The following is an 18,011-nucleotide window of genomic DNA, read 5'->3' on the forward strand; positions in this document are numbered from 1 at the left end:
CAGCGAAGGAGATCCGAGCATGACCCCAGCCAACGTGCCCGCCCCCGCCCGGTCGACACTCGTCGTCACCGCGCACGCCGGAGACTTCGTGTGGCGGGCCGGGGGCGCCATCGCCCTGGCCGCCTCGCGCGGCGAGAAGGTCACCATCGCCTGCCTGACCTACGGCGAACGCGGCGAGTCGGCCCGGGCCTGGCGCGAGGGCAAGGCGCTGGACGAGATCAAGGCGATCCGCAGGGACGAGGCCGAGCGTGCCGCGGCCGTCCTCGGCGCCGAGGTGCGCTTCCTCGACGCCGGCGACTACCCCCTGCTGGTCACCCCGGAACTCACCGACCGGCTCGTCGGGATCTACCGCGAGACCCAGCCCGACGTGGTGCTCACCCACCCGCTGGAGGACCCGTACAACGGCGACCACCCGGCCGCCGCCCGGATGGCGCTGGACGCCCGGGTGCTGGCCGGGGCCATCGGCTACCCGGCCCCCGGCGAGGTGCTCGGCGCCCCGCCGGTCTTCTTCTTCGAGCCCCACCAGCCGGAGATGTGCGGCTTCACCCCCGAGGTGCTGCTCGACATCACCGAGGTTTTCGACACCAAGCGCGCGGCGATGGAGTGCCTCTCCGCGCAGGCCCACCTGTGGGAGTACTACACCGACCTCGGCAAGCGGCGCGGGGTGCAGCTCAAGCGGAACGCGGGCCCCAACCTCGGCCTGGCGTCGACCACGTACGGCGAGGCGTACATGCGCCCGTACCCGCAGGTGACGGGGGAGCTGGCATGAGCGGCGTGATCGTCACCAACCCCCCGAAGGCGTCCCTGCGTGACGCCGACGCGCTGGCCGGGTACGGCGTGGCCACCGTGCACGAGGCCCTCGGCCGCACCGGCAGTCTCGGCCCCGCGCTGCGCCCCGTCCAGCAGGGCGTACGGGTCGCGGGCACCGCCGTCACCGCGCTCTGCTGGCCCGGCGACAACCTCATGATCCACGCGGCGGTGGAGCAGTGCGGCGAGGGAGACATCCTCGTCGTCACCACCACCTCCCCCTGCACGGACGGCCTGTTCGGCGAGCTCTTCGCCACCGCGCTCCAACGCCGCGGAGTACGCGGCCTGATCACCACCACCGGGGTGCGCGACACCGGGGAACTGCGCGCGATGGGCTTCCCCGTCTGGTCGAAGGCCGTCTGCGCGCAGGGCACCGTGAAGGCCACCGGCGGATCGGTCAACGTCCCCGTCGCGATCGAGGGGCGGATCGTCCGGCCCGGCGACATCGTCCTCGCCGACGACGACGGAGTGATGTGCGTACCGCGCGAACGAGCCGCCGAGGCCGTCGAGGCGTCCGCCGCGCGCACCGCGAAGGAGGAGGCGTCCCGGGCGGCCTTCGCCGAGGGGCAGTTGGGCCTGGACCGGTACGGCCTGCGCGGGACGCTGGAACGGCTCGGCGTGGTGTACCGGTCGTACGAGGAGCACCTGCGCGACGGAGCGGCACCGTGACCGTCCCCGAGGAGGTGCCGTGCATGCTGATGCGGGGCGGCACCTCCAAGGGGGCCTACTTCCTCGCCGGTGACCTCCCGGACGCACCCGCCGAGCGGGACGACCTGCTGCTGCGGGTCATGGGCAGCCCCGACCCGCGCCAGATCGACGGCCTCGGCGGGGCGCACCCACTGACCAGCAAGGTCGCCGTCGTCTCACCCTCGGACCACCCCGACGCTGACGTCGACTACCTCTTCCTGCAAGTCGCCGTCGACGAGCCGGTGGTGAGCGCGCGTCAGAACTGCGGGAACCTGCTGGCGGGCGTCGGCCCGTTCGCCGTCGAACGCGGACTGGTCCAGGCCGGGGCCGACCGCACGACGGTCCGCATCCGGATGGTGAACACCGGGGACCTCGCCGTCGCCGGCTTCGCCACCCCCGACCGGCGCGTCGACTACGCCGGTTCCACCGTGCTCTCCGGGGTGCCGGGGGCGGCCGCCCCGGTGGTGGTCGAATTCCCGCCCGGAGCAGGCGCGTTGCTGCCCACCGGACGGGTCCGCGACACCGTCGCGGGGACCCCCGTCACCTGCGTGGACAACGGCATGCCCACCGTCCTGATCGCCGCCGCCGACCTCCGGGGCACCGGGATCACCGGCTACGAGACCCCGGCCGACCTGGAGGAGAACACCGCCCTGGCGGCCCGCCTCCAGGAGATCCGGCTCGCCGCCGGCCCCCTCATGGGGCTCGGGGACGTATCCGGCGCGACCGTCCCCAAACTCAGCCTGCTCGCCCCGCCGGCGGACGGCGGAACGGTCACCACCCGCACCTTCATCCCGGTCCGCTGCCACACCTCCATCGGGGTGCTGGGCGCGGCGAGCGTCGCCGCCGGGCTGCTGGTCCCCGGCAACGTCGGCGAGAGCGTCGCCCGGCTCCCGACGGACGGGGGGCCGGTGCGCATCGAGCACCCCACCGGATTCCTGGACGTCGCGGTCTCCGTGACCCCCGGCGGGGACGGCGGGGAACCCGGAGTACCCGTGGCCGGCCGGACCGCCGTGGTGCGCACCGCCCGGAAGATCTTCGACGGAACCGTTTTCGCGCGGCCCCGTGACCCCGCACCCACACCATCCCCCGCTCCCGCACCCCTCAGGAGGCTCCGATGACCCCGCCGCTCGGCGACATCGCCCACCTCGGCCACGTCGAACTGCTCACCCCGGACCTCGACGCCAGCGTCGACTTCTTCACCCGGATCCTCGGGCTGACGGAGAACGGCCGCTCGGGCGACTCCGTGTACCTGCGGACCTTCGACGACTACGAGCACCACAGCCTCGTCCTCACCGCCCACGAGCTGCCCGGTGTGCGCCGGACCGCCCTGCGCGCCTCCAGTCAGGAGGCGCTGGGCCGCAGGGTCGAGGCGCTCGAAGCCGCCGGACGCCCCGGCCGCTGGACCGAGGACGAGCCCGGCATCGGCCCGCTGTACCTGAGCAGCGACCCGGACGGCCACGAACTCGCCCTGTACTGGGAGAGCGAGCACTACGTCGCACCCGAGGGGCTGAAGCCGGGCCTGAAGAACCAGCCGCAGGCCAAGCCCGCCCACGGGGTGGGGGTCCGCCGTCTGGACCACGTCAACTTCCTCGGCTCCGACGTGGCCGCCAACGCGTCCTTCACCCGGGACGTCCTCGGCGCCCGGCCCACCGAGCAGATCGTCCTCGACAGCGGCAAGCTCGCCGCCCAGTGGCTGACCTTCACCAACAAGTCGTACGACGTCGTCTACACCTCCGACTGGACGGGCTCCAGCGGCCGGCTGCACCACATCGCCTTCGCCACCGACACCCGCGAGGACATCCTGCGCGCGGCCGACATCTGCCTCGACAACGACGTGTTCATCGAGACCGGCCCCCACAAGCACGCCATCCAGCAGACGTTCTTCCTGTACGTCTACGAGCCCGGCGGCAACCGGATCGAGCTCTGCAACCCGCTCACCCGGCTCGTCCTCGCCCCCGACTGGCCGCTGATCACCTGGACCGAGGCCGAACGCGCCAAGGGCCAGGCGTGGGGCCTGAAGACCATCGAGTCCTTCCACACGCACGGCACGCCGCCGGTCGCCTGACGGCCGGCCAGTACGGCGGGGGCGCGCCGCGGCACGGTGCGCCCCCGCCGCACACCCGCCCGCCCGGTGGGCGGGCTCCGAGGCGCGCCCCAGCAGCCCCGGGCGGCCTCCCGCGCCCCCGGAATCCGGACGTGGCCCGATTGTTCCTGAGATTGTTGACAAAAACGTTGACACTCAACGGGTGCGTTTCTACCGTCTTGCCATCCGGGTCGCCGCGCCGCCGTACCGCCGCACCGACCCACGTCCCCCGCCCAGCTCCGGAGGCTCTCAGCGCTCCGGACGAGAGGAACAACGATGTCCTCCTCCACCGCCCTGTCGCCACGCGGCAGAAAACTCGCGTTGCTGGTCGTCGGCCTGTGCTGGCTGGTCGTCCTCTTCGACGGCCTCGACATGTTCGTCTACGGCGCCGTGCTGCCCCACATGCTGGAGCACCACGCGCTCGGGCTGAAGCCGTCCATGGCGGGCGACCTCGGCAGCTACGCCACCTTCGGGATGCTGATCGGCGCGCTGTCGGCCGGCACGATCACCGACTGGGTCGGCCGCAAGAAGCTGATCATCGTCTGCACCGCGGTCTTCTCGCTGGCCTCCGCCCTCTGCGCGGTGGCCGGTTCGGTCGGGGTCTTCGGGCTCGGGCGCTTCATCGCCGGAGTGGGGCTCGGCGGTCTGCTGCCGGTCACCATCACCCTGGTCTCCGAGTACGCCCCGCGCGGCCGGGGAGCGATCATCGTCGGCACTCTGATGACCGCCCACCAGGCGGGCGGCATCGTCTCCGGCTTCATCGGCCTGTGGACCGGCGGAGAGAACGGCTGGCGGATCGCGTACTGGATCTGCGTGGTCCCGCTCTTCATCGGCGTTCCGCTGGTCTGGAGGTTCCTGCCCGAGTCGATGAGCTTCCTGCTGGCGAAGGGCCGCGACGAGGAGGCCGCCGAACTGGCCCGCCGGTTCGACGTGGACGTGCCCGCCGCGAAGGCCGACCGCCCGGCCGCCGGTGAGCGCTGGGACGCGCTGGTCGCCCTCTTCCGCGGCAACCTCTGGCGCCGCACGCTGCTCTACTGGCTGACTTCCTTCGGCGGCCTGCTCCTCGTCTACGGCGTCAGCAACTGGCTGCCCACGATGATGCGCGGTGCCGGGTACGAACTCGGCTCCTCCCTCTCGTTCGTGGTCATCATCAACGCCGGCGGCATCGTCGGCATGCTGATCGCCGGCCGGTTCTCCGACCGCTTCGGCGCGCTCCGCGTCGCCGCCCTCTGGTTCGCCCTGACCGCCGTCGGGGTCTACCTCCTCGGCATCCACATGGCGCTGCCGCTCACCTACACGGTGGTCTTCCTGACCGGCCTGTTCCTCTTCAGCGCCCAGGCCATGGTCTACGCGGCCGTCGCGGGCGACTCCTCCGACGACAACCGCGCCACGGCCGTCGGCTGGACCAGCGGAATGGGCCGCTTCGGCGCCGTCTTCGGCCCCTGGCTCGGCGGACAGCTGGTCGCGGGAGGCGCGGAGGACTGGGGCTTCACCGCCTTCGCCATCACCGCGGTGTTCGCCACGGTCATGCTCTGCCTCACCGGGCTTCGCCCCGCGAAGCACACCGACGCCGCGGGCGGCGCGGGTACCGCCCAGCCGCTCACCGCGGCGGGCTGACGCCCCGGACGACGGCCTTCGGGCGCCGGTCTGAGGTGCGGCGGTCTGAGGTGCGGCGGCCTGAGGTGCGGCGGCCTGAGGCGCGACGGTCTGATGTGCGGCGGCCACCGGGTCCGGATCAGGAACGGGTGATCCGGACCCGGTACTCGCCCTCCGCGTCCTCGCCGAGCACGGCGACCCGGACGCCGTTGACCCGGTCGGTGAAGGTCTCGCCAGGCTGGAACGGCGCGTCCGAGAGCTCGGCGTGCACATTGGGCCTGCGGGTGCAGCCGCCGCTGTCACCGGTGCTGTCCGCGACGGAGACCGGACCCTGGCCCGTCTCCACGTCCGAGTCGACCTGGTAGATCAGCACCCCCGGCCGGCAGACCGCCTCGTCGTTCCCGGCGGGGGTGCGCACCTCCATGACGTACCCGGAGTCCTCGCTCAGCGGGACGACCGCGAGCTTGGTGCCACCGGTGGTCTCCAGCGGTTCGAGCGTGTGCTCGCTGGTGCCGGGCTCCGAGGCGCAGGTGATCTGCCCGTTGTCGAGCCAGCCCAGCTTCCACTTGTGCCAGCCGAGGAAGTCGTTGTTGGCCCCCCAGTCCTCGGACATGATGTCCCAGTGCCCGACCGAGCCGCCGCCCTCCGCGGTGTAGAGGTCGGGAAGGCCGAAGACATGGCCGTTCTCGTGCGGGAGCACCCGGTACCCGGTCCGGGCGTAGGAACCCGAACCGTCGTCCTGGCGGCTGTAGACGAACGAGGTGTTGGCCAGCGGTACCCCGTCCGCGCGCGGCGCCTCCTCGTTGTCGGGGAAGGTCACCGACAGCACGGTGTCCAGCGCCGAGGGGCCCGCGTTCGGCGTGACCAGCACGTTGACCAGGTCGTACGCGGAGAAGTCCACCCGTGCGTCGGCGGCCTTGACGATGTCCGACACCAGCTGCCGGTAGCCCGGTTCGTACGGGGAGCCGCGCTCTATCCCGTAGTCGGCGAACGGCATCGGCATCCGCAGCCAGCCCTTCACCGGGGCCTCGGGCACGTAGACCAGCCGGCCGTACGAGCTGCGGCGGAACCAGTCGGACGTCTGCGGGAAGAACTCCGCCATCCGGTCCGCGGCGGTCCCGCTGCCCTGCGCGTCCGGGAAGTCGATCATGAGGTTCAGGGCCCGCACCCTGCCGGTGGAGCGGGCGTACCCGGGCGGTGTCGGCATGCCTTCCGACATCTGCACGCCCAGCGCGGCGGATATCCGGCACGGGCCGAGCGCGGACTCCTGACTGAGGGACGCCGGTCCCGCCGAGACCCGGTTCGCCTCCGGGAGAGCGGTGCTCGCCGACGCCAGAGCGGCGATGACCAGCGCGGTCGCCCCGGCGAGAGCGAGCGGGCGGCGACAGCTGCGTATCCCTCGGCGAGGGTGCTGCATGGGCGCGCCTCCGGGGAACACGGCAGCCGGCCGACCCGGACTGCGCTCTGGCGTCAGCCTCTGTCGGCACGTCCCGGCCCGCTCGTTGGGTAAGCCGATCGGAGGGTTTTCCCGGCCGGTATCGCGATGTGGTGCAGGTCACTTCCGGGGGTGAAATAAGCGGGGACCCTCTCCCCGTTTGTACGTGTGTCCCCGCGAAGTGGGGGCGCGGTACCCGGTTACTCCGGGAGCCGCCCGTACTCGTACACGGAGAGGTTCCACGTCGTGGAGACCGCCGCCCGAACCGCACCGGAGTGCCGGCGCCGTGCGTCCCGCCCGCGGGCCGACGCGCTGCGCAACCGCGAACGGATCGTCACGGCCGCCCGGGAGCTGTTCGTCGAGCTGGGGCCGGACGTGCCCCTCGACGACGTCGCCCGGCGGGCCGGGGTCGGCAACGCCACGCTCTACCGGAACTTCCCCGACCGTGCCGCACTCACCCACGAGGTCGTCCTCGCGGTCCTGTCCCGCACCGCCGACCGGGCCGAAGAGGCCATGGCCGAGGAGAGCGACCCGTTCGACGCGCTCAGCCGTTTCGTGCACGCTGCCGCCGACGAACGGGTCGGGGCCCTGTGCCCCGTACTCTCCGGGGCGTTCGACAGGGACCACCCCGAACTGCTCGCCGAACGCCGGCACCTCGAAGAGGCCGTCGAGGAAGTCGTACGGCGGGCGATGGCCTCCGGAGGGCTGCGGACGGACATCGCGGTCGGCGACCTGATGATCGCCCTCTCGCAGCTCACCCGGCCCCTTCCGGGCATCGCGTGCCTGGACATCGACCAGTTCGTCCACCGCCATCTGCAGCTGTTCCTGGACGGACTGCGGACCCCGGTCCGCTCCGAACTGCCGGGCTCGGCCGCGACCCTGGAGGACCTGCGACGGCGCTGACGCCACCCGCACCCTCCGCCGGCCCGACCCGCTGATGTCCGAAGTTTTCCCGCTTCCCGACTTTTGATCCTCGTTTCCTTCTGTTCCTCCCTCTGTCTTCCGTATCCCCCCTTCGCTTCCCACGGGACCGGCAACGTCGCCGGTGAACGGGACCGGGCCGCACGGTCCGCACCCCCGGGGGAGTGCGCCCGCTCGCGCGGCGCCGCTCCCGCACCCGTGCCTGCCCGCCGCACCGGGCGTCCGTCCGTCCGCCCGCCCCGCGTCCCGTGGTGCCCGTCCCGACAGCCGTAACGAAACGATTCGTCTTCTTCGCCCGTGTACGGGTGCGTCCACGCGCGCCCGGCACGTCCCACGCGTACACCGCACGAACCCTTCGGGGTCGACGTCCCGCCGATCCCGCGCAGTCCTTAGGTGGCTACTCCCATGTCAGAAACCCTCCCGAAGAACGCCGGCCTCCCGGCTCCCGACCCCGGGCGCTGGAAGGCACTGGCCTTCATCGCCCTCGCCCAGCTGATGGTCGTGCTCGACGCGACCATCGTGAACATCGCGCTGCCCAAGGCGCAGGTGGACCTCGGCATCTCCGACGCCAACAAGCAGTGGGTCATCACTGCCTACGCCCTCGCCTTCGGCGGGCTGCTGCTCTTCGGCGGCCGGATCTCCGACCTCTTCGGCCGCAAGCGCACCTTCACCATCGGCCTGATCGGCTTCGCGCTGGCCTCCGCGCTCGGTGGCGCGGCCACCGGCCAGGGTCTGCTGTTCGGCTCCCGCGCCCTCCAGGGCGTCTTCGGTGCGCTCCTCGCGCCCGCGGCTCTCTCGCTGCTCGCCGTGACGTTCACCGACGCCAAGGAGCGCGCCAAGGCGTTCGGCATCTTCGGTGCCATCGCCGGTGGTGGCGGCGCGGTCGGCCTGCTGCTCGGCGGCTTCCTCACCGACTCGCTGAACTGGCGCTGGACCTTCTTCGTCAACATCCCGTTCGCGGTCATCGCGGCGATCGGCGCGTACTTCTTCATCCGCGAGCCCGTCGGCACGCGCAACCGCTCCTCGCTCGACATCCCGGGCGTGCTGCTCTCCACCCTCGGCCTGGTCTCGCTGGTCTACGGCTTCACCCGCGCCGAGTCGGCCGGCTGGTCGGACACGCTGACGATCGGTTCGTTCGTCGCGGCCGTCGTGCTGCTCGCCGCCTTCATCGTCGTCGAGTCGCGCGTGAAGTCGCCGCTGCTGCCGCTCCGGGTGCTCGCCGACCGCAACCGCGGCGGCATCTACCTCTCGCTGGGCCTCGCCGTGATCGGCATGTTCGGTCTCTTCCTCTTCCTCACCTACTACCTCCAGGTGGTCAAGGGGTACAGCTCGCTCTCGACCGGCTTCGCCTTCCTGCCGATGGTCGCGGGCATGATCACGGGCTCCACGCAGATCGGTGCCCGCCTGATGACCCGCGTCGCGCCGCGCCTGCTGATGGGGCCGGGCTTCCTGCTCGCCGCCGTCGGCATGCTGCTGCTGACGCGCCTGGAGATCGGATCCTCGTACGCCGGTGTCATCCTGCCGGGCATGGTCCTGCTCGGCCTCGGCATGGGCACCGCGTTCATGCCGGCCATGTCGATGGCCACCCACGGCATCGAGCCGCGTGACGCGGGCGTCGCCTCCGCGATGGTCAACACCTCACAGCAGGTCGGCGGCGCCATCGGTACCGCGCTGCTGAACACCATCGCCGCCAGCGCCACCACCGCGTTCGTCGCCGACCACGCGGCGGGCGCCACCAACCCGAAGCTGCTCCAGCTCCAGGCCCTGGTCGACGGCTACACCAGCGCGATCTGGTGGGCGGTGGGCATCCTCGTCGTCGCCTCCGCCATCGCCTTCACCTTCATCAACGCCGGCAAGCCCAGCATGGGCCCGGTGAGCCAGGGCGGCGGCACGCGTGACGCCGAAGAGGACGAGTTCAAGGTCCCGGTCATCGCCCACTGACCGACCGGCCCGCCCCCGGTCCCGGCGTACGCGCCGGGGCCGGGCGGACCGCATCGGGGCGCGCCCGATGTGCCACTGCCCCGGTTCCGCCGTTCGTACGGCGGGGCCGGGGCAGTTTCCGTTCCGGCTTCCTTCCGCCGGGTCGAGCCGCTGTCGCCCCGGCCCGCCCGGATGCGGCGCCTCAGGTCGTCCGTCTCAGCGGAGCCAGGGCAGGTCCGCGTCGGCGTGGTCCGGCTGCAGCCCGGCGGCCAGCGTCCGCATGATCTCCCCGAGCCGGGACACCTGCTCGGGCGTGAGCCGGTCGAACATCGCCTGGCGGACGGCCGCGACATGGCCCGGCGCCGAGCGCCGCAGCATCTCGCGGCCCGCCTCGGTGAGGACGGCGTTCTGGCCGCGCTTGTCGGTCGGGCAGTCCTCCCGGCGTACCCAGCCGTTCTTCTCCAGCCGGGCGATGGCGTGCGAGAGCCGGGAACGGGTGATCTTCGCGTCCTTCGCCAGCTCGGTCATCCTCAGCTGCCCGCCGGGCGACTGGGAGAGCTGGACGAGCAGCCCGTAGTAGAGATGCGGCATGCCCGCGTCCCGCTGCAACTGGCGGTCGAGGTGGTCTTCCAGCAGCGTGGTCGTGTGGAGGTAGGCACGCCAGACGCTCTGCTCTTCGTCGGTGAGCCACCGGGTGCCGGTCTTGGGTGCCGTGGTCATGAACCCACTGTACGACCTTTCCTTGAAAGTTGAACTAGATGGGGTTAGGGTCGTCGAGTAGGAACTTGAAGATTCAAGAAGCTGTCGCGCGGGAGGGTTCTCCCGGAGCCGGAGCGGCCCCGGGACGTCTCCGGGAGCCGGAGCGGGTCCACCCGAGGAGAATCGTCACCAGCCGCAGCGGATGGGGAGTGCCATGACCGTCACCGCAGAGCGCATGCCCGCTCTCTACCTCTCCCACGGGGCCCCGCCGCTCGCCGACGACCCGGTATGGACCGGCGAGCTGGCCGCCTGGTCCGCCGACCTGCCGCGCCCGAGCGCGATCCTGATCGTCTCCGCCCACTGGGAGGAGGCCCCCCTCGCGATCGGCGCCACCACCACCGTCCCGCTCGTCTACGACTTCTGGGGCTTCCCCGAGCACTACTACCAGGTGCGGTACGCCGCTCCCGGCGCCCCGAAGCTGGCCGAGGACGTCCGCAAACTTCTGCGCGCCGCGGGGAACCCGGTCCAGGACATCCCGGAGCGCGGCCTCGACCACGGTGCGTACGTCCCGCTGGTGGAGATGTTCCCGGGTGCCGACATCCCGGTCCTCCAGATCTCGATGCCGACCCTCGACCCGCGCAAACTCATGGACATCGGGCGCAAGCTCGCCCCGCTGCGGGACGAGGGCGTGCTGATCGTCGGCAGCGGCTTCTTCACCCACAACCTCGCCGCGCTCCGGCACACCGGGGGCGGCACTCCGGGCTGGTCGGCGGAGTTCGACGACTGGGGGAACCGGGCCCTGAAGGCGCAGGACGTCGACGCGCTGCTCGACTTCGAGCACAAGTCCCCGGCCGGCCGCCTCGCCCACCCCCGTACCGAGCATTTCGCGCCACTCTTCGTGACGCTCGGAGCCTCCGAGGACGAGCTCGACCGGGGCCGCAGCGTGATCGACGGCTTCTGGATGGGACTGGCGAAGCGCTCGGTCCAGTTCGGCTGACCGCCCCGCCAGGAGCCGCCGCCCGGTGGAGCGGCGGCTTCCCGCGACGGTTCGGGCGCTCGGCGGGGGCGCTTCCCGTGCCGTCCCGCCCGCTCAGGGGGCGAGCGGCTTCTCGAACCAGCTCACGTCCCAGTAGCGCCCGAACTTCCGCCCCACCTCGGTGTACGTACCGAGCCGGCGGAAGCCGAAGGCCGCGTGGAGGCGCCCGGACGGCTCGTTCGGCTGGGCGATGCCCGCGTACGCGCGGTGGAGATCCTCGCCTGCCAGCGCCTCGAAGAGCGCCGTGTACAGCAGGGTCCCCACGCCCCGGCCCGTCGCGTCCGGTGCGCAGTAGACGCTGACCTCGACCGAGGTCCCGTACGCCGCCTTGGGGCGGAACGCGCTGCTGGTGGCGTATCCCAGCACCCTGCCGCCGCCCGGTGCACCGCTTCCGCCGTCCGTGTCCCCCGCCGTCCTGGTGTCCTCGGCGACGAGCAGGCGGTGCGGCCCGTGGTCCGGGTGGGCGTGCAGCCAGGGCAGACGCTCCCTCGGAGTGAAGGGCGTCACGTCGAAGGTGAGCGCCGTCTCCCGGACGTAATGGTTGTAGATGTCCGTGAGGGCCTCCAGGTCGTCCTCCGTACCGGGTCTGACCTGCACATCCGTGGGTATGCGAGACATCCGTCCTCCTGTCGGCGGCCGACAGGGTACTGCATGATCGCGAAACTGAGGCCGGTGCCGGGGAATTCTGTCCGGATTCCAGTCGTTGTTTCCATCGGATGCAGGGCACCCGAAAGGGTGTCGCGACCTACTCAGCAAGGGAGCACGCATGGCAACCCGTGCCGTCGCCCGTCGTTCGTCACCCACCGGTGGGACCGAACGGGCCCGCAGTGTTCGCGGTGGAAGCGGGGAGATCGCCGACCGCGACCTGGTCGGCATGTACCTCGACGAGATCGCGCGAACCCCTCTGCTCGACGCCGCCAAGGAAGTCGAGCTGTCGCAGGCCATCGAGGCGGGCGTCTACGCACGCAAGATCCTCGACGGCGAGGTCGAGAGCGACGCCGGTGGGGCGAAGCCCGAGGAGCTGGAAGCGCTGTTCGCGGAGAGCGAGCGCGCCAAGGACGTCTTCATCCGCTCCAACCTCCGTCTCGTCGTCGCCGTGGCCCGTCGCTACCCCCGCGCGGGGCTGCCGCTGCTCGACCTGATCCAGGAGGGGAACGCCGGCCTGGTCCGCGCGGTCGAGAAGTTCGACTACGCCAAGGGCTTCAAGTTCTCCACGTACGCCACGTGGTGGATCCGCCAGGCGATCACCCGGTCGATAGCGGACCAGTCCCGCACGATCCGTCTCCCCGTCCACCTGGTGGAGGAGCTGGGCCGCATCCGCCGGGTCCAGCGCGAGTTCAACCGCGAGCACGGGCGTGACCCGGAGCATGCGGAGATCGCCGCGGAGCTGGGCGCCGAGCCCGAGCGTGTCAGCAACGTCCTGGACTGGGCCCGCGACCCGGTCAGCCTCAACATGCCGGTCGACGACAACGGCGACACGCAATTCGGCGACCTGCTGGAAGACACTTCCGCCGTCTCGCCGGAGCAGTCCGTGATGTCGCTGCTGCGCAGTGAGGAGCTGGAGGAGCTGATCGGCAAGCTCGACAACCGCACCGCCTCCATCATCCGGATGCGCTACGGCATCGAGGACGGCCGTGAGCGGACGCTGACCGAAGTGGGCAAGGAACACGGTCTGACGCGTGAGCGGATCCGCCAGATCGAGAAGCACGCGTTGGTCGAATTGAAGCGAATGGCGCGCGACACGGGCTTTGACGCTGCGGCGTGAGCCAATAACCCGTAATCTCCCCATCAAGCCGGTTCGCACCGGCCCGACGACCGGTCTTCGCACCGGTCCCATGAACCGAGTCCCGGCGCCCACCCCCCCCGGCGTCGGGGCTCGCTCATGTCCGGGGGCGGTTCGGGTGCGCGCCCCTGGCCTCTCCCGCCTCTCCCGCCTCTCCCGCCTCTCCCGCGGCCCGGTGCGGGGCCGCGGGGCCGGCGAGACCGCGAGACCTGGTGTCGGGCCTCCGGACTCTCCCGCCGGACGGCTCAGCAGATGCGGGTGCGGTGCTCCATCGCGTCGCGGGCCGTCTGCTCGTCGGTGTACACCTCGCACATGTGGCGGCCGTCCTCGGTCGCGGTGTGCTCGACCTCCCAGAGGCTGGTCTCGCTGCCGTCGAGCAGCAGGAACGCGTGCTCGTAGAGGGTGAACCCGGCATCGTGGCCGCCCACCCGGAACTGCCGGCCGAAGATCTGGGTGATGTGGTGGGCGAAGGCCGAGCGCAGAAGGCGGGCCGTGGGGCCGCCCGGGCGGTCCGGGTTCTCCGCGCGGCGCAGCACCCGGCGGGCGTGGTCGGCGCTGTTGTCCGGGGCGTACGTCCGCGGCGGCGGTCCCGGGTGAGCGGCCATCAGCGCGTTCAGGGTGTCCAGGTCGACGGTGGGCACGTCCTCCGCGAACGCCGGGGCGTCCGAGAACGCGCCGGTGACCCGCGCGGCGGCGGTGTGCGCGTCCGCCTCGTCGTCGTAGAGCTCGTGCTCCCGGGCGGTGGGCGCGTCCCGGCCGCCGCCGTGCACCAGCTCCCAGAGGCTGAGCGCGCTGCCGTCGGAGAGCAGGTAGGTGTGGCGGTACGTCTCGCGGTGCAGCTCCGCGCTGTGGTGCGAGGAGTGCAGGGTGCTGCTGTGTGCGAGTGCCGTGCCGAGCCGGTCGACCGTGCCGTCGGGCAGGTCGAAGGAGTTGAGGGCCCGTCGCAGGAGTCGGTCGAGGTGCTGCTCGGTTGTCTCGTACGGATCGCTCAAGGTGCTGTCTCCAGGCCGTTGCCGCATGTGACGTGGTGCGTGCTTAACGTAGTCCCTGGCTCCGACATCGTCGCCGGGGTTGGAGAAAACGTGGGACGGCAGCGGAAAGTTCCCGACCCGCCCGGAAGCTCCGCCGAACTCCCCGCGTTCCGGGGCGAGTCGGTGGGCGGTCCGGCGACGGTCCGCTCCGTTGGAGCGTTCACGGGCTCGCGGTGTCCAAGGTCCCGCCCCTTTTCGCAGGTCGGACGGTGCGTGCCGGAGCGTGCCCGCCGATCGGCGGGACCTGAGCTCTCCAGTGGGGTCCGATGCGGCCCTCCCCGGCGGCGATGTCGTGCCCCGAGCCCCGGCGCCGCGCGCCCCACCTCGTACCGCCCCGCCCTCGGGGCGGGCTCGCCGTGCGTCCCCGTGCGGCCCGCCGGGGTGGGCGCCGCCATGCAGGGGATGCGCTCACCCGGGAGAGGGGCAAAACGGGGTAAATATACCTATAGGTACCTACGGTGGGCGGGTGACCGAGCCACCAGAAGCCTCCGCCGTACCGCCCCCGCCCGACGGACCGACCCCCTCGTCCGGCGTCACCTCCTCGTCCGGCGTCCAAGCGCGGGTGAGCACCGAAGAACCGGCCCCGTCCGGCCCGGGCGGCGCCCTGCGCAAGGCGGCGGCCGCTCTGCCCGAGTCCGTCGACGCGCGGGCGGCCATGGTCGGCGCGGCCGTCTCGGGCCTGCTGATCCTCGCGATCGTCCTCGGCAGCCGGCTGCTGCGGAACTTCGACTCCGCACTGCTCCCCTATGCCGTCGCCGGCGTCTTCCTGGCCTTCGGCGTCGCCTACCGCTACACGGTCTGGATCTCCGCCCCCGGCGCCGCGCGCCTCTTCAAGCAGGGCTGGCGCAGCCTCTTCTCGGCCGAGAACTTCCGCCAGGCCCCCACCGCCCTGCCGAAGATGATCGCCACCTACCTCGGCTTCCAGAAGTTCCTCGGCGCCCGTTCGCACGCCCGATGGGCCGCCCACCAGCTGATCTTCTGGGGCTGCGTCCTGGCCGCGCTGATCACCTTCCCGCTGACCTGGGGCTGGTTCACCTTCACCTCGGGGTCCGGCTCGGGCCCCGGGTACGAGATGCGGATCTGGGGCTTCAAGATCCTCGGCTTCGACTCGCTGAGCTTCATCGGCTGGGTGATGTTCCACGGCCTCGACCTCGCGGCCGTCCTCGTCATCCCGGGCGCCTCGTATTTCCTCTGGCGCCGGATGAAGGACCGCGGGGCAAGCACCGGACAGCGCTTCGGCTACGACCTGATCCCGCTGATCGCGCTGATCGTCATCTCCGTCACCGGGCTGCTGCTCACCTTCTCGTCGATCTTCCTGCACGGCGGAGGCTACGAATTCCTCGCCGTCCTCCACATGGTCGCCGTGGTCTTCACGCTCATCTACATCCCGTTCGGGAAGTTCTTCCACATCGTCCAGCGCCCGGCCGCCGTCGGCATGCAGCTGTTCAAGTACACCGCCCGCCAGGACGACGAGGTCTTCGCCTGCCGGCGCTGCGGACAGCCCATCGACACCGAGCCCTACGTCGAGAACCTCCGCGGCACCATGCGCGACCTGCGGCTCGACTTCGACGAGTGGGCCGAGTACTGCCCGCGCTGCAAGCGGGTGCTGCGCGGCAGCGCCTACCTCACCCATGTGAAGAAGGGCTTCAAGTGACCGCGGACCCGCGCGCAGCCGACCACGGCGGGGGCGCCTCGCCCGCCCCGTCCTCCCCCCGCGCCGCCGTTCCCCTCGACCCCTCCCTCGCCCCGCCCGGCACCCGCGCGTTCCGCGACGCCGGAGGCATCCCCGCCGACCAGTGGCACGCCGACCAGGACGGCGAGACGCTCGTCCCCACCCACTGCTGCTTCTGCGGCGTCCAGTGCGGGATGTACCTGCGGGTCGACCGCGGCGGCAAGGTCTTCGGCGTCGAACCCCGCAACCACGACATCAACCGGATGCGGCTCTGCCCCAAGGGCATCAACGCCTACCAGCAGGTCAACCACCCCGACCGGCTCACCGCCCCGCTGATGCGCCGCTCCCGCGACGAGGAGTTCGCCGAGGTCTCCTGGGACGAGGCGCTCGACTTCACCGTCTCCGAGATCCGCCGCATCCAGGAGATGTACGGAAAGGACGCGTTCGGCCTCCTCGGCGGGGCGAGCCTCTTCTCCGAGAAGACCTACCTGGTCGGCAAGTTCGCCCGGGTCGCGCTCAAGACCAAGCACGTCGACTACAACGGCCGGCTCTGCATGGTCAGCGCGGCCGGGGCCAACAAACTCGCCTTCGGCATCGACCGGGCCGGCAACCCCTTCTCCGACATCCTGCTCACCGACTGCCTGCTCATCGCAGGATCCAACGTCGGCGAATGCTTCCCGGTGCTGACCCAGTACGTCTGGGGAGCCCGGGACCGCGGCGCCAGTCTCATCGTCGTCGACCCGCGCGAGACCGCCGTCGCCCGCACCGCCGACATCCACGTGGCGCTCAAGCCCGGCACCGACTCGGCGTTCTTCAACTCCCTGCTCTGCGTGATCGTCGAGGAAGGGCTCGCCGACGAGGCCTACCTCGCCGAACACACCACCGGCTGGGAGGAGGTGAAGGCCAAGGCACTGGAGTACCCGCCCTCCCGTGCCGCCCAGATCTGCGGCGTCCCCGCGGAACAGATCTTCCAGGTCGCCCGGACCTTCGCCCGCGCCCCCAAGGCCATGGCCTGGCACGCCCGCGGCATCGAGCACCACTCGCAGGGCGTCGAGAACTGCCTCACCGTGATCAACCTCTGCGCCGCCACCGGCCACATCGGCAAACCCGGCGCCGGATACGGAACCCTCACCGGCCAGGGCAACGGCCAGGGCGGCCGGGAGCACGGCCAGAAGGCCGACCTGCTGCCCGGCGGACGCTCCATCCTCAACGAGGAGCACCGCCGCCAGATCTGTGAGATCTGGGGCATCGAGGAGTCCGAACTCCCCACCGCCGGAACCTCCATGATGGAGATGGTCTGGCAGATGCAACGCCGCGAGATCCGCGGCCTGATCGGCATCTGCAACAACCCCTTCGTCTCCCTTCCGAACTACCGGGTGGTCAAGGAGGGGTACGACGCCACCGAGTTCCACGCCCAGTTCGACTTCTTCCTCTCCGAGACCGCGGCCAACGCCCACGTGGTCTTTCCCGTCACCACCTGGGCCGAGGACGACGGCGTGATGGCCAACGCGGAGGCGCGCGTCGTCAAGCACAACAAGGCCCAGGAACCGCCCCCCGGCGTACGCACCGACACCTGGGTGATGTGCGAACTCGCCCGGCGCCTCGGAGCGGGCGACAAGTTCGCCTTCGCCGACTCCCGCGAGGTCTTCGAGGAGCTGCGCACCGCCTCCCGGGGCACCGTCATCGACTACTACGGCATCACCTACGAACGGCTGGAGGAGACCGGGGGCATCGCCTGGCCCTGCCCCTCCACCGACCACCCCGGCACCCCGCGCCTCTTCGAGGACGGCCGGACCTACCACGAGGACGGCAGGATCCACCTCCAGGCCGTCGAGTGGCACCTGCCGATGGACCCGTACAGCGACGAGTTCCCGATGTCCCTGACCACCGGGCGCACCGTCGCGCACTTCCTCTCCGGCAACCAGACACGCCGGCTGGGCGCCCTCGTGGAGCAGACGCCCCGCCCCTGGGCGGAGGTCCACCCCTCCCACGGCTTCCGCACCGGCGAACCCGTACGGGTCGTCACCCGGCGCGGCAGCGAGGTCTTCCCCGCCCTCGTCACCGAGGCGATCCGGCCCGACACCGTCTTCCTGCCGTACCACTGGCCGGTGCCCACCGCCGCCAACGCCCTCACCATCGACGCCCTCGACCCCCGTTCGAAGATCCCGGAGTACAAGGTGTGCGCCTGCCGCATCGAGCACGCCTCCGAACTCGACACCGTGCCCTCGCCGCCCGTCGCCCCCGGGCACGTCGCCTACCCGGAGACCCAGGTCTCCCGGACCGACCCGCTGCCCCCCACGTCCCCGCAGGGCCGTGGCACCTCGGAGAGGAGCTGACGCCC

The 18,011-nt window shown here is 71.5% G+C and carries 15 protein-coding genes; 11 read left to right on the forward strand and 4 right to left on the reverse strand.

What is annotated here, in order from left to right; translation table 11 throughout:
- Positions 1-19 precede the first annotated feature (19 nt).
- From OHA55_RS18770 to OHA55_RS18790, 5 genes are all read left to right on the forward strand, one after another.
- A complete protein-coding gene (locus OHA55_RS18770; RefSeq protein ID WP_266707796.1) occupies positions 20-769 on the forward strand; it encodes a PIG-L deacetylase family protein in 750 nt (249 codons plus the stop codon).
- Positions 766-1,476 carry a 4-carboxy-4-hydroxy-2-oxoadipate aldolase/oxaloacetate decarboxylase gene (locus OHA55_RS18775; RefSeq protein ID WP_266707798.1) on the forward strand — a complete coding sequence of 237 codons (711 nt, stop codon included), beginning with the start codon at positions 766-768 and terminating at the stop codon, positions 1,474-1,476. The genes OHA55_RS18770 and OHA55_RS18775 overlap by 4 nt, the downstream gene beginning before the upstream one ends.
- Positions 1,473-2,612, forward strand: a complete 1,140-nt coding sequence (locus OHA55_RS18780; protein WP_266707800.1) for a 4-oxalomesaconate tautomerase — start codon at positions 1,473-1,475, stop codon at positions 2,610-2,612. The genes OHA55_RS18775 and OHA55_RS18780 overlap by 4 nt, the downstream gene beginning before the upstream one ends.
- On the forward strand, positions 2,609-3,559 hold the full coding sequence (locus OHA55_RS18785; protein ID WP_266707802.1) for a catechol 2,3-dioxygenase: 951 nt from the start codon (positions 2,609-2,611) through the stop codon (positions 3,557-3,559). Before OHA55_RS18780 ends, OHA55_RS18785 begins: the two co-directional genes overlap by 4 nt.
- Positions 3,560-3,853: 294 nt before the next feature.
- Entirely contained in the window at positions 3,854-5,194 is a 1,341-nt protein-coding gene (locus OHA55_RS18790; RefSeq protein ID WP_266707804.1) for an aromatic acid/H+ symport family MFS transporter, read from the forward strand.
- Between the two features lie 118 nt (positions 5,195-5,312).
- Here the strand turns inward: OHA55_RS18790 and OHA55_RS18795 are convergent, their stop codons facing one another.
- Complete coding sequence (locus OHA55_RS18795; protein ID WP_266707806.1) at positions 5,313-6,590, reverse strand: M6 family metalloprotease domain-containing protein; 1,278 nt, start codon at positions 6,588-6,590, stop codon at positions 5,313-5,315.
- Between the two features lie 264 nt (positions 6,591-6,854).
- Here OHA55_RS18795 and OHA55_RS18800 point away from each other — a divergent pair, with 264 nt between their 5' ends.
- Both OHA55_RS18800 and OHA55_RS18805 read left to right on the forward strand, forming a co-directional pair.
- Positions 6,855-7,511 carry a TetR/AcrR family transcriptional regulator gene (locus OHA55_RS18800; RefSeq protein WP_266707808.1) on the forward strand — a complete coding sequence of 219 codons (657 nt, stop codon included), beginning with the start codon at positions 6,855-6,857 and terminating at the stop codon, positions 7,509-7,511.
- A 423-nt stretch (positions 7,512-7,934) separates the two neighbouring features.
- Positions 7,935-9,470 (forward strand): MFS transporter, encoded by a 1,536-nt coding sequence (locus OHA55_RS18805; protein WP_266707810.1) that lies wholly within the window; start codon positions 7,935-7,937, stop codon positions 9,468-9,470.
- Between the two features lie 195 nt (positions 9,471-9,665).
- Here OHA55_RS18805 and OHA55_RS18810 read toward each other — a convergent pair whose 3' ends face one another.
- Positions 9,666-10,169, reverse strand: coding sequence for a MarR family winged helix-turn-helix transcriptional regulator (locus tag OHA55_RS18810; RefSeq protein ID WP_266707812.1), 504 nt, complete (start codon positions 10,167-10,169; stop codon positions 9,666-9,668).
- Positions 10,170-10,362: 193 nt separating this feature from the next.
- Here OHA55_RS18810 and OHA55_RS18815 point away from each other — a divergent pair, with 193 nt between their 5' ends.
- Positions 10,363-11,145: a dioxygenase gene (locus OHA55_RS18815; RefSeq protein ID WP_266707814.1), complete on the forward strand. Its 783-nt coding sequence runs from the start codon at positions 10,363-10,365 to the stop codon at positions 11,143-11,145.
- 93 nt (positions 11,146-11,238) lie between these two features.
- On the opposite strand, the gene OHA55_RS18820 is transcribed toward OHA55_RS18815, so the two are convergent.
- Positions 11,239-11,802 carry a GNAT family N-acetyltransferase gene (locus OHA55_RS18820; protein ID WP_266707816.1) on the reverse strand — a complete coding sequence of 188 codons (564 nt, stop codon included), beginning with the start codon at positions 11,800-11,802 and terminating at the stop codon, positions 11,239-11,241.
- 148 nt (positions 11,803-11,950) lie between these two features.
- On the opposite strand from OHA55_RS18820, the gene OHA55_RS18825 reads away from it, so the two are divergent.
- Complete coding sequence (locus tag OHA55_RS18825) at positions 11,951-12,949, forward strand: RNA polymerase sigma factor RpoD/SigA (protein ID WP_266707818.1); 999 nt, start codon at positions 11,951-11,953, stop codon at positions 12,947-12,949.
- Positions 12,950-13,212: 263 nt separating this feature from the next.
- Here OHA55_RS18825 and OHA55_RS18830 read toward each other — a convergent pair whose 3' ends face one another.
- Positions 13,213-13,959: a DUF6227 family protein gene (locus OHA55_RS18830; RefSeq protein ID WP_266707820.1), complete on the reverse strand. Its 747-nt coding sequence runs from the start codon at positions 13,957-13,959 to the stop codon at positions 13,213-13,215.
- 694 nt (positions 13,960-14,653) lie between these two features.
- Here OHA55_RS18830 and OHA55_RS18835 point away from each other — a divergent pair.
- Entirely contained in the window at positions 14,654-15,652 is a 999-nt protein-coding gene (locus OHA55_RS18835) for an MFS transporter (protein WP_266710793.1), read from the forward strand.
- A 128-nt stretch (positions 15,653-15,780) separates the two neighbouring features.
- Positions 15,781-18,006: a molybdopterin oxidoreductase family protein gene (locus tag OHA55_RS18840; protein WP_266710795.1), complete on the forward strand. Its 2,226-nt coding sequence runs from the start codon at positions 15,781-15,783 to the stop codon at positions 18,004-18,006.
- The last annotated feature ends 5 nt before the right edge of the window (positions 18,007-18,011 follow it).

The sequence above is a fragment of the Streptomyces sp. NBC_00102 genome, assembly GCF_026343115.1.
Taxonomy (GTDB): Bacteria; Actinomycetota; Actinomycetes; order Streptomycetales; family Streptomycetaceae; genus Streptomyces.

Coding starts and splice junctions, on each gene's coding strand:
- OHA55_RS18770 (WP_266707796.1), top strand. CDS start 20: ATGACCCCAGCCAACGTGCCCGCCCCCGCCCGGTCGACACTCGTCGTC.
- OHA55_RS18775 (WP_266707798.1), top strand. CDS start 766: ATGAGCGGCGTGATCGTCACCAACCCCCCGAAGGCGTCCCTGCGTGAC.
- OHA55_RS18785 (WP_266707802.1), top strand. CDS start 2,609: ATGACCCCGCCGCTCGGCGACATCGCCCACCTCGGCCACGTCGAACTG.
- OHA55_RS18790 (WP_266707804.1), top strand. CDS start 3,854: ATGTCCTCCTCCACCGCCCTGTCGCCACGCGGCAGAAAACTCGCGTTG.
- OHA55_RS18795 (WP_266707806.1), bottom strand. CDS start 6,590: ATGCAGCACCCTCGCCGAGGGATACGCAGCTGTCGCCGCCCGCTCGCT.
- OHA55_RS18805 (WP_266707810.1), top strand. CDS start 7,935: ATGTCAGAAACCCTCCCGAAGAACGCCGGCCTCCCGGCTCCCGACCCC.
- OHA55_RS18810 (WP_266707812.1), bottom strand. CDS start 10,169: ATGACCACGGCACCCAAGACCGGCACCCGGTGGCTCACCGACGAAGAG.
- OHA55_RS18815 (WP_266707814.1), top strand. CDS start 10,363: ATGACCGTCACCGCAGAGCGCATGCCCGCTCTCTACCTCTCCCACGGG.
- OHA55_RS18820 (WP_266707816.1), bottom strand. CDS start 11,802: ATGTCTCGCATACCCACGGATGTGCAGGTCAGACCCGGTACGGAGGAC.
- OHA55_RS18825 (WP_266707818.1), top strand. CDS start 11,951: ATGGCAACCCGTGCCGTCGCCCGTCGTTCGTCACCCACCGGTGGGACC.
- OHA55_RS18835 (WP_266710793.1), top strand. CDS start 14,654: ATGGTCGGCGCGGCCGTCTCGGGCCTGCTGATCCTCGCGATCGTCCTC.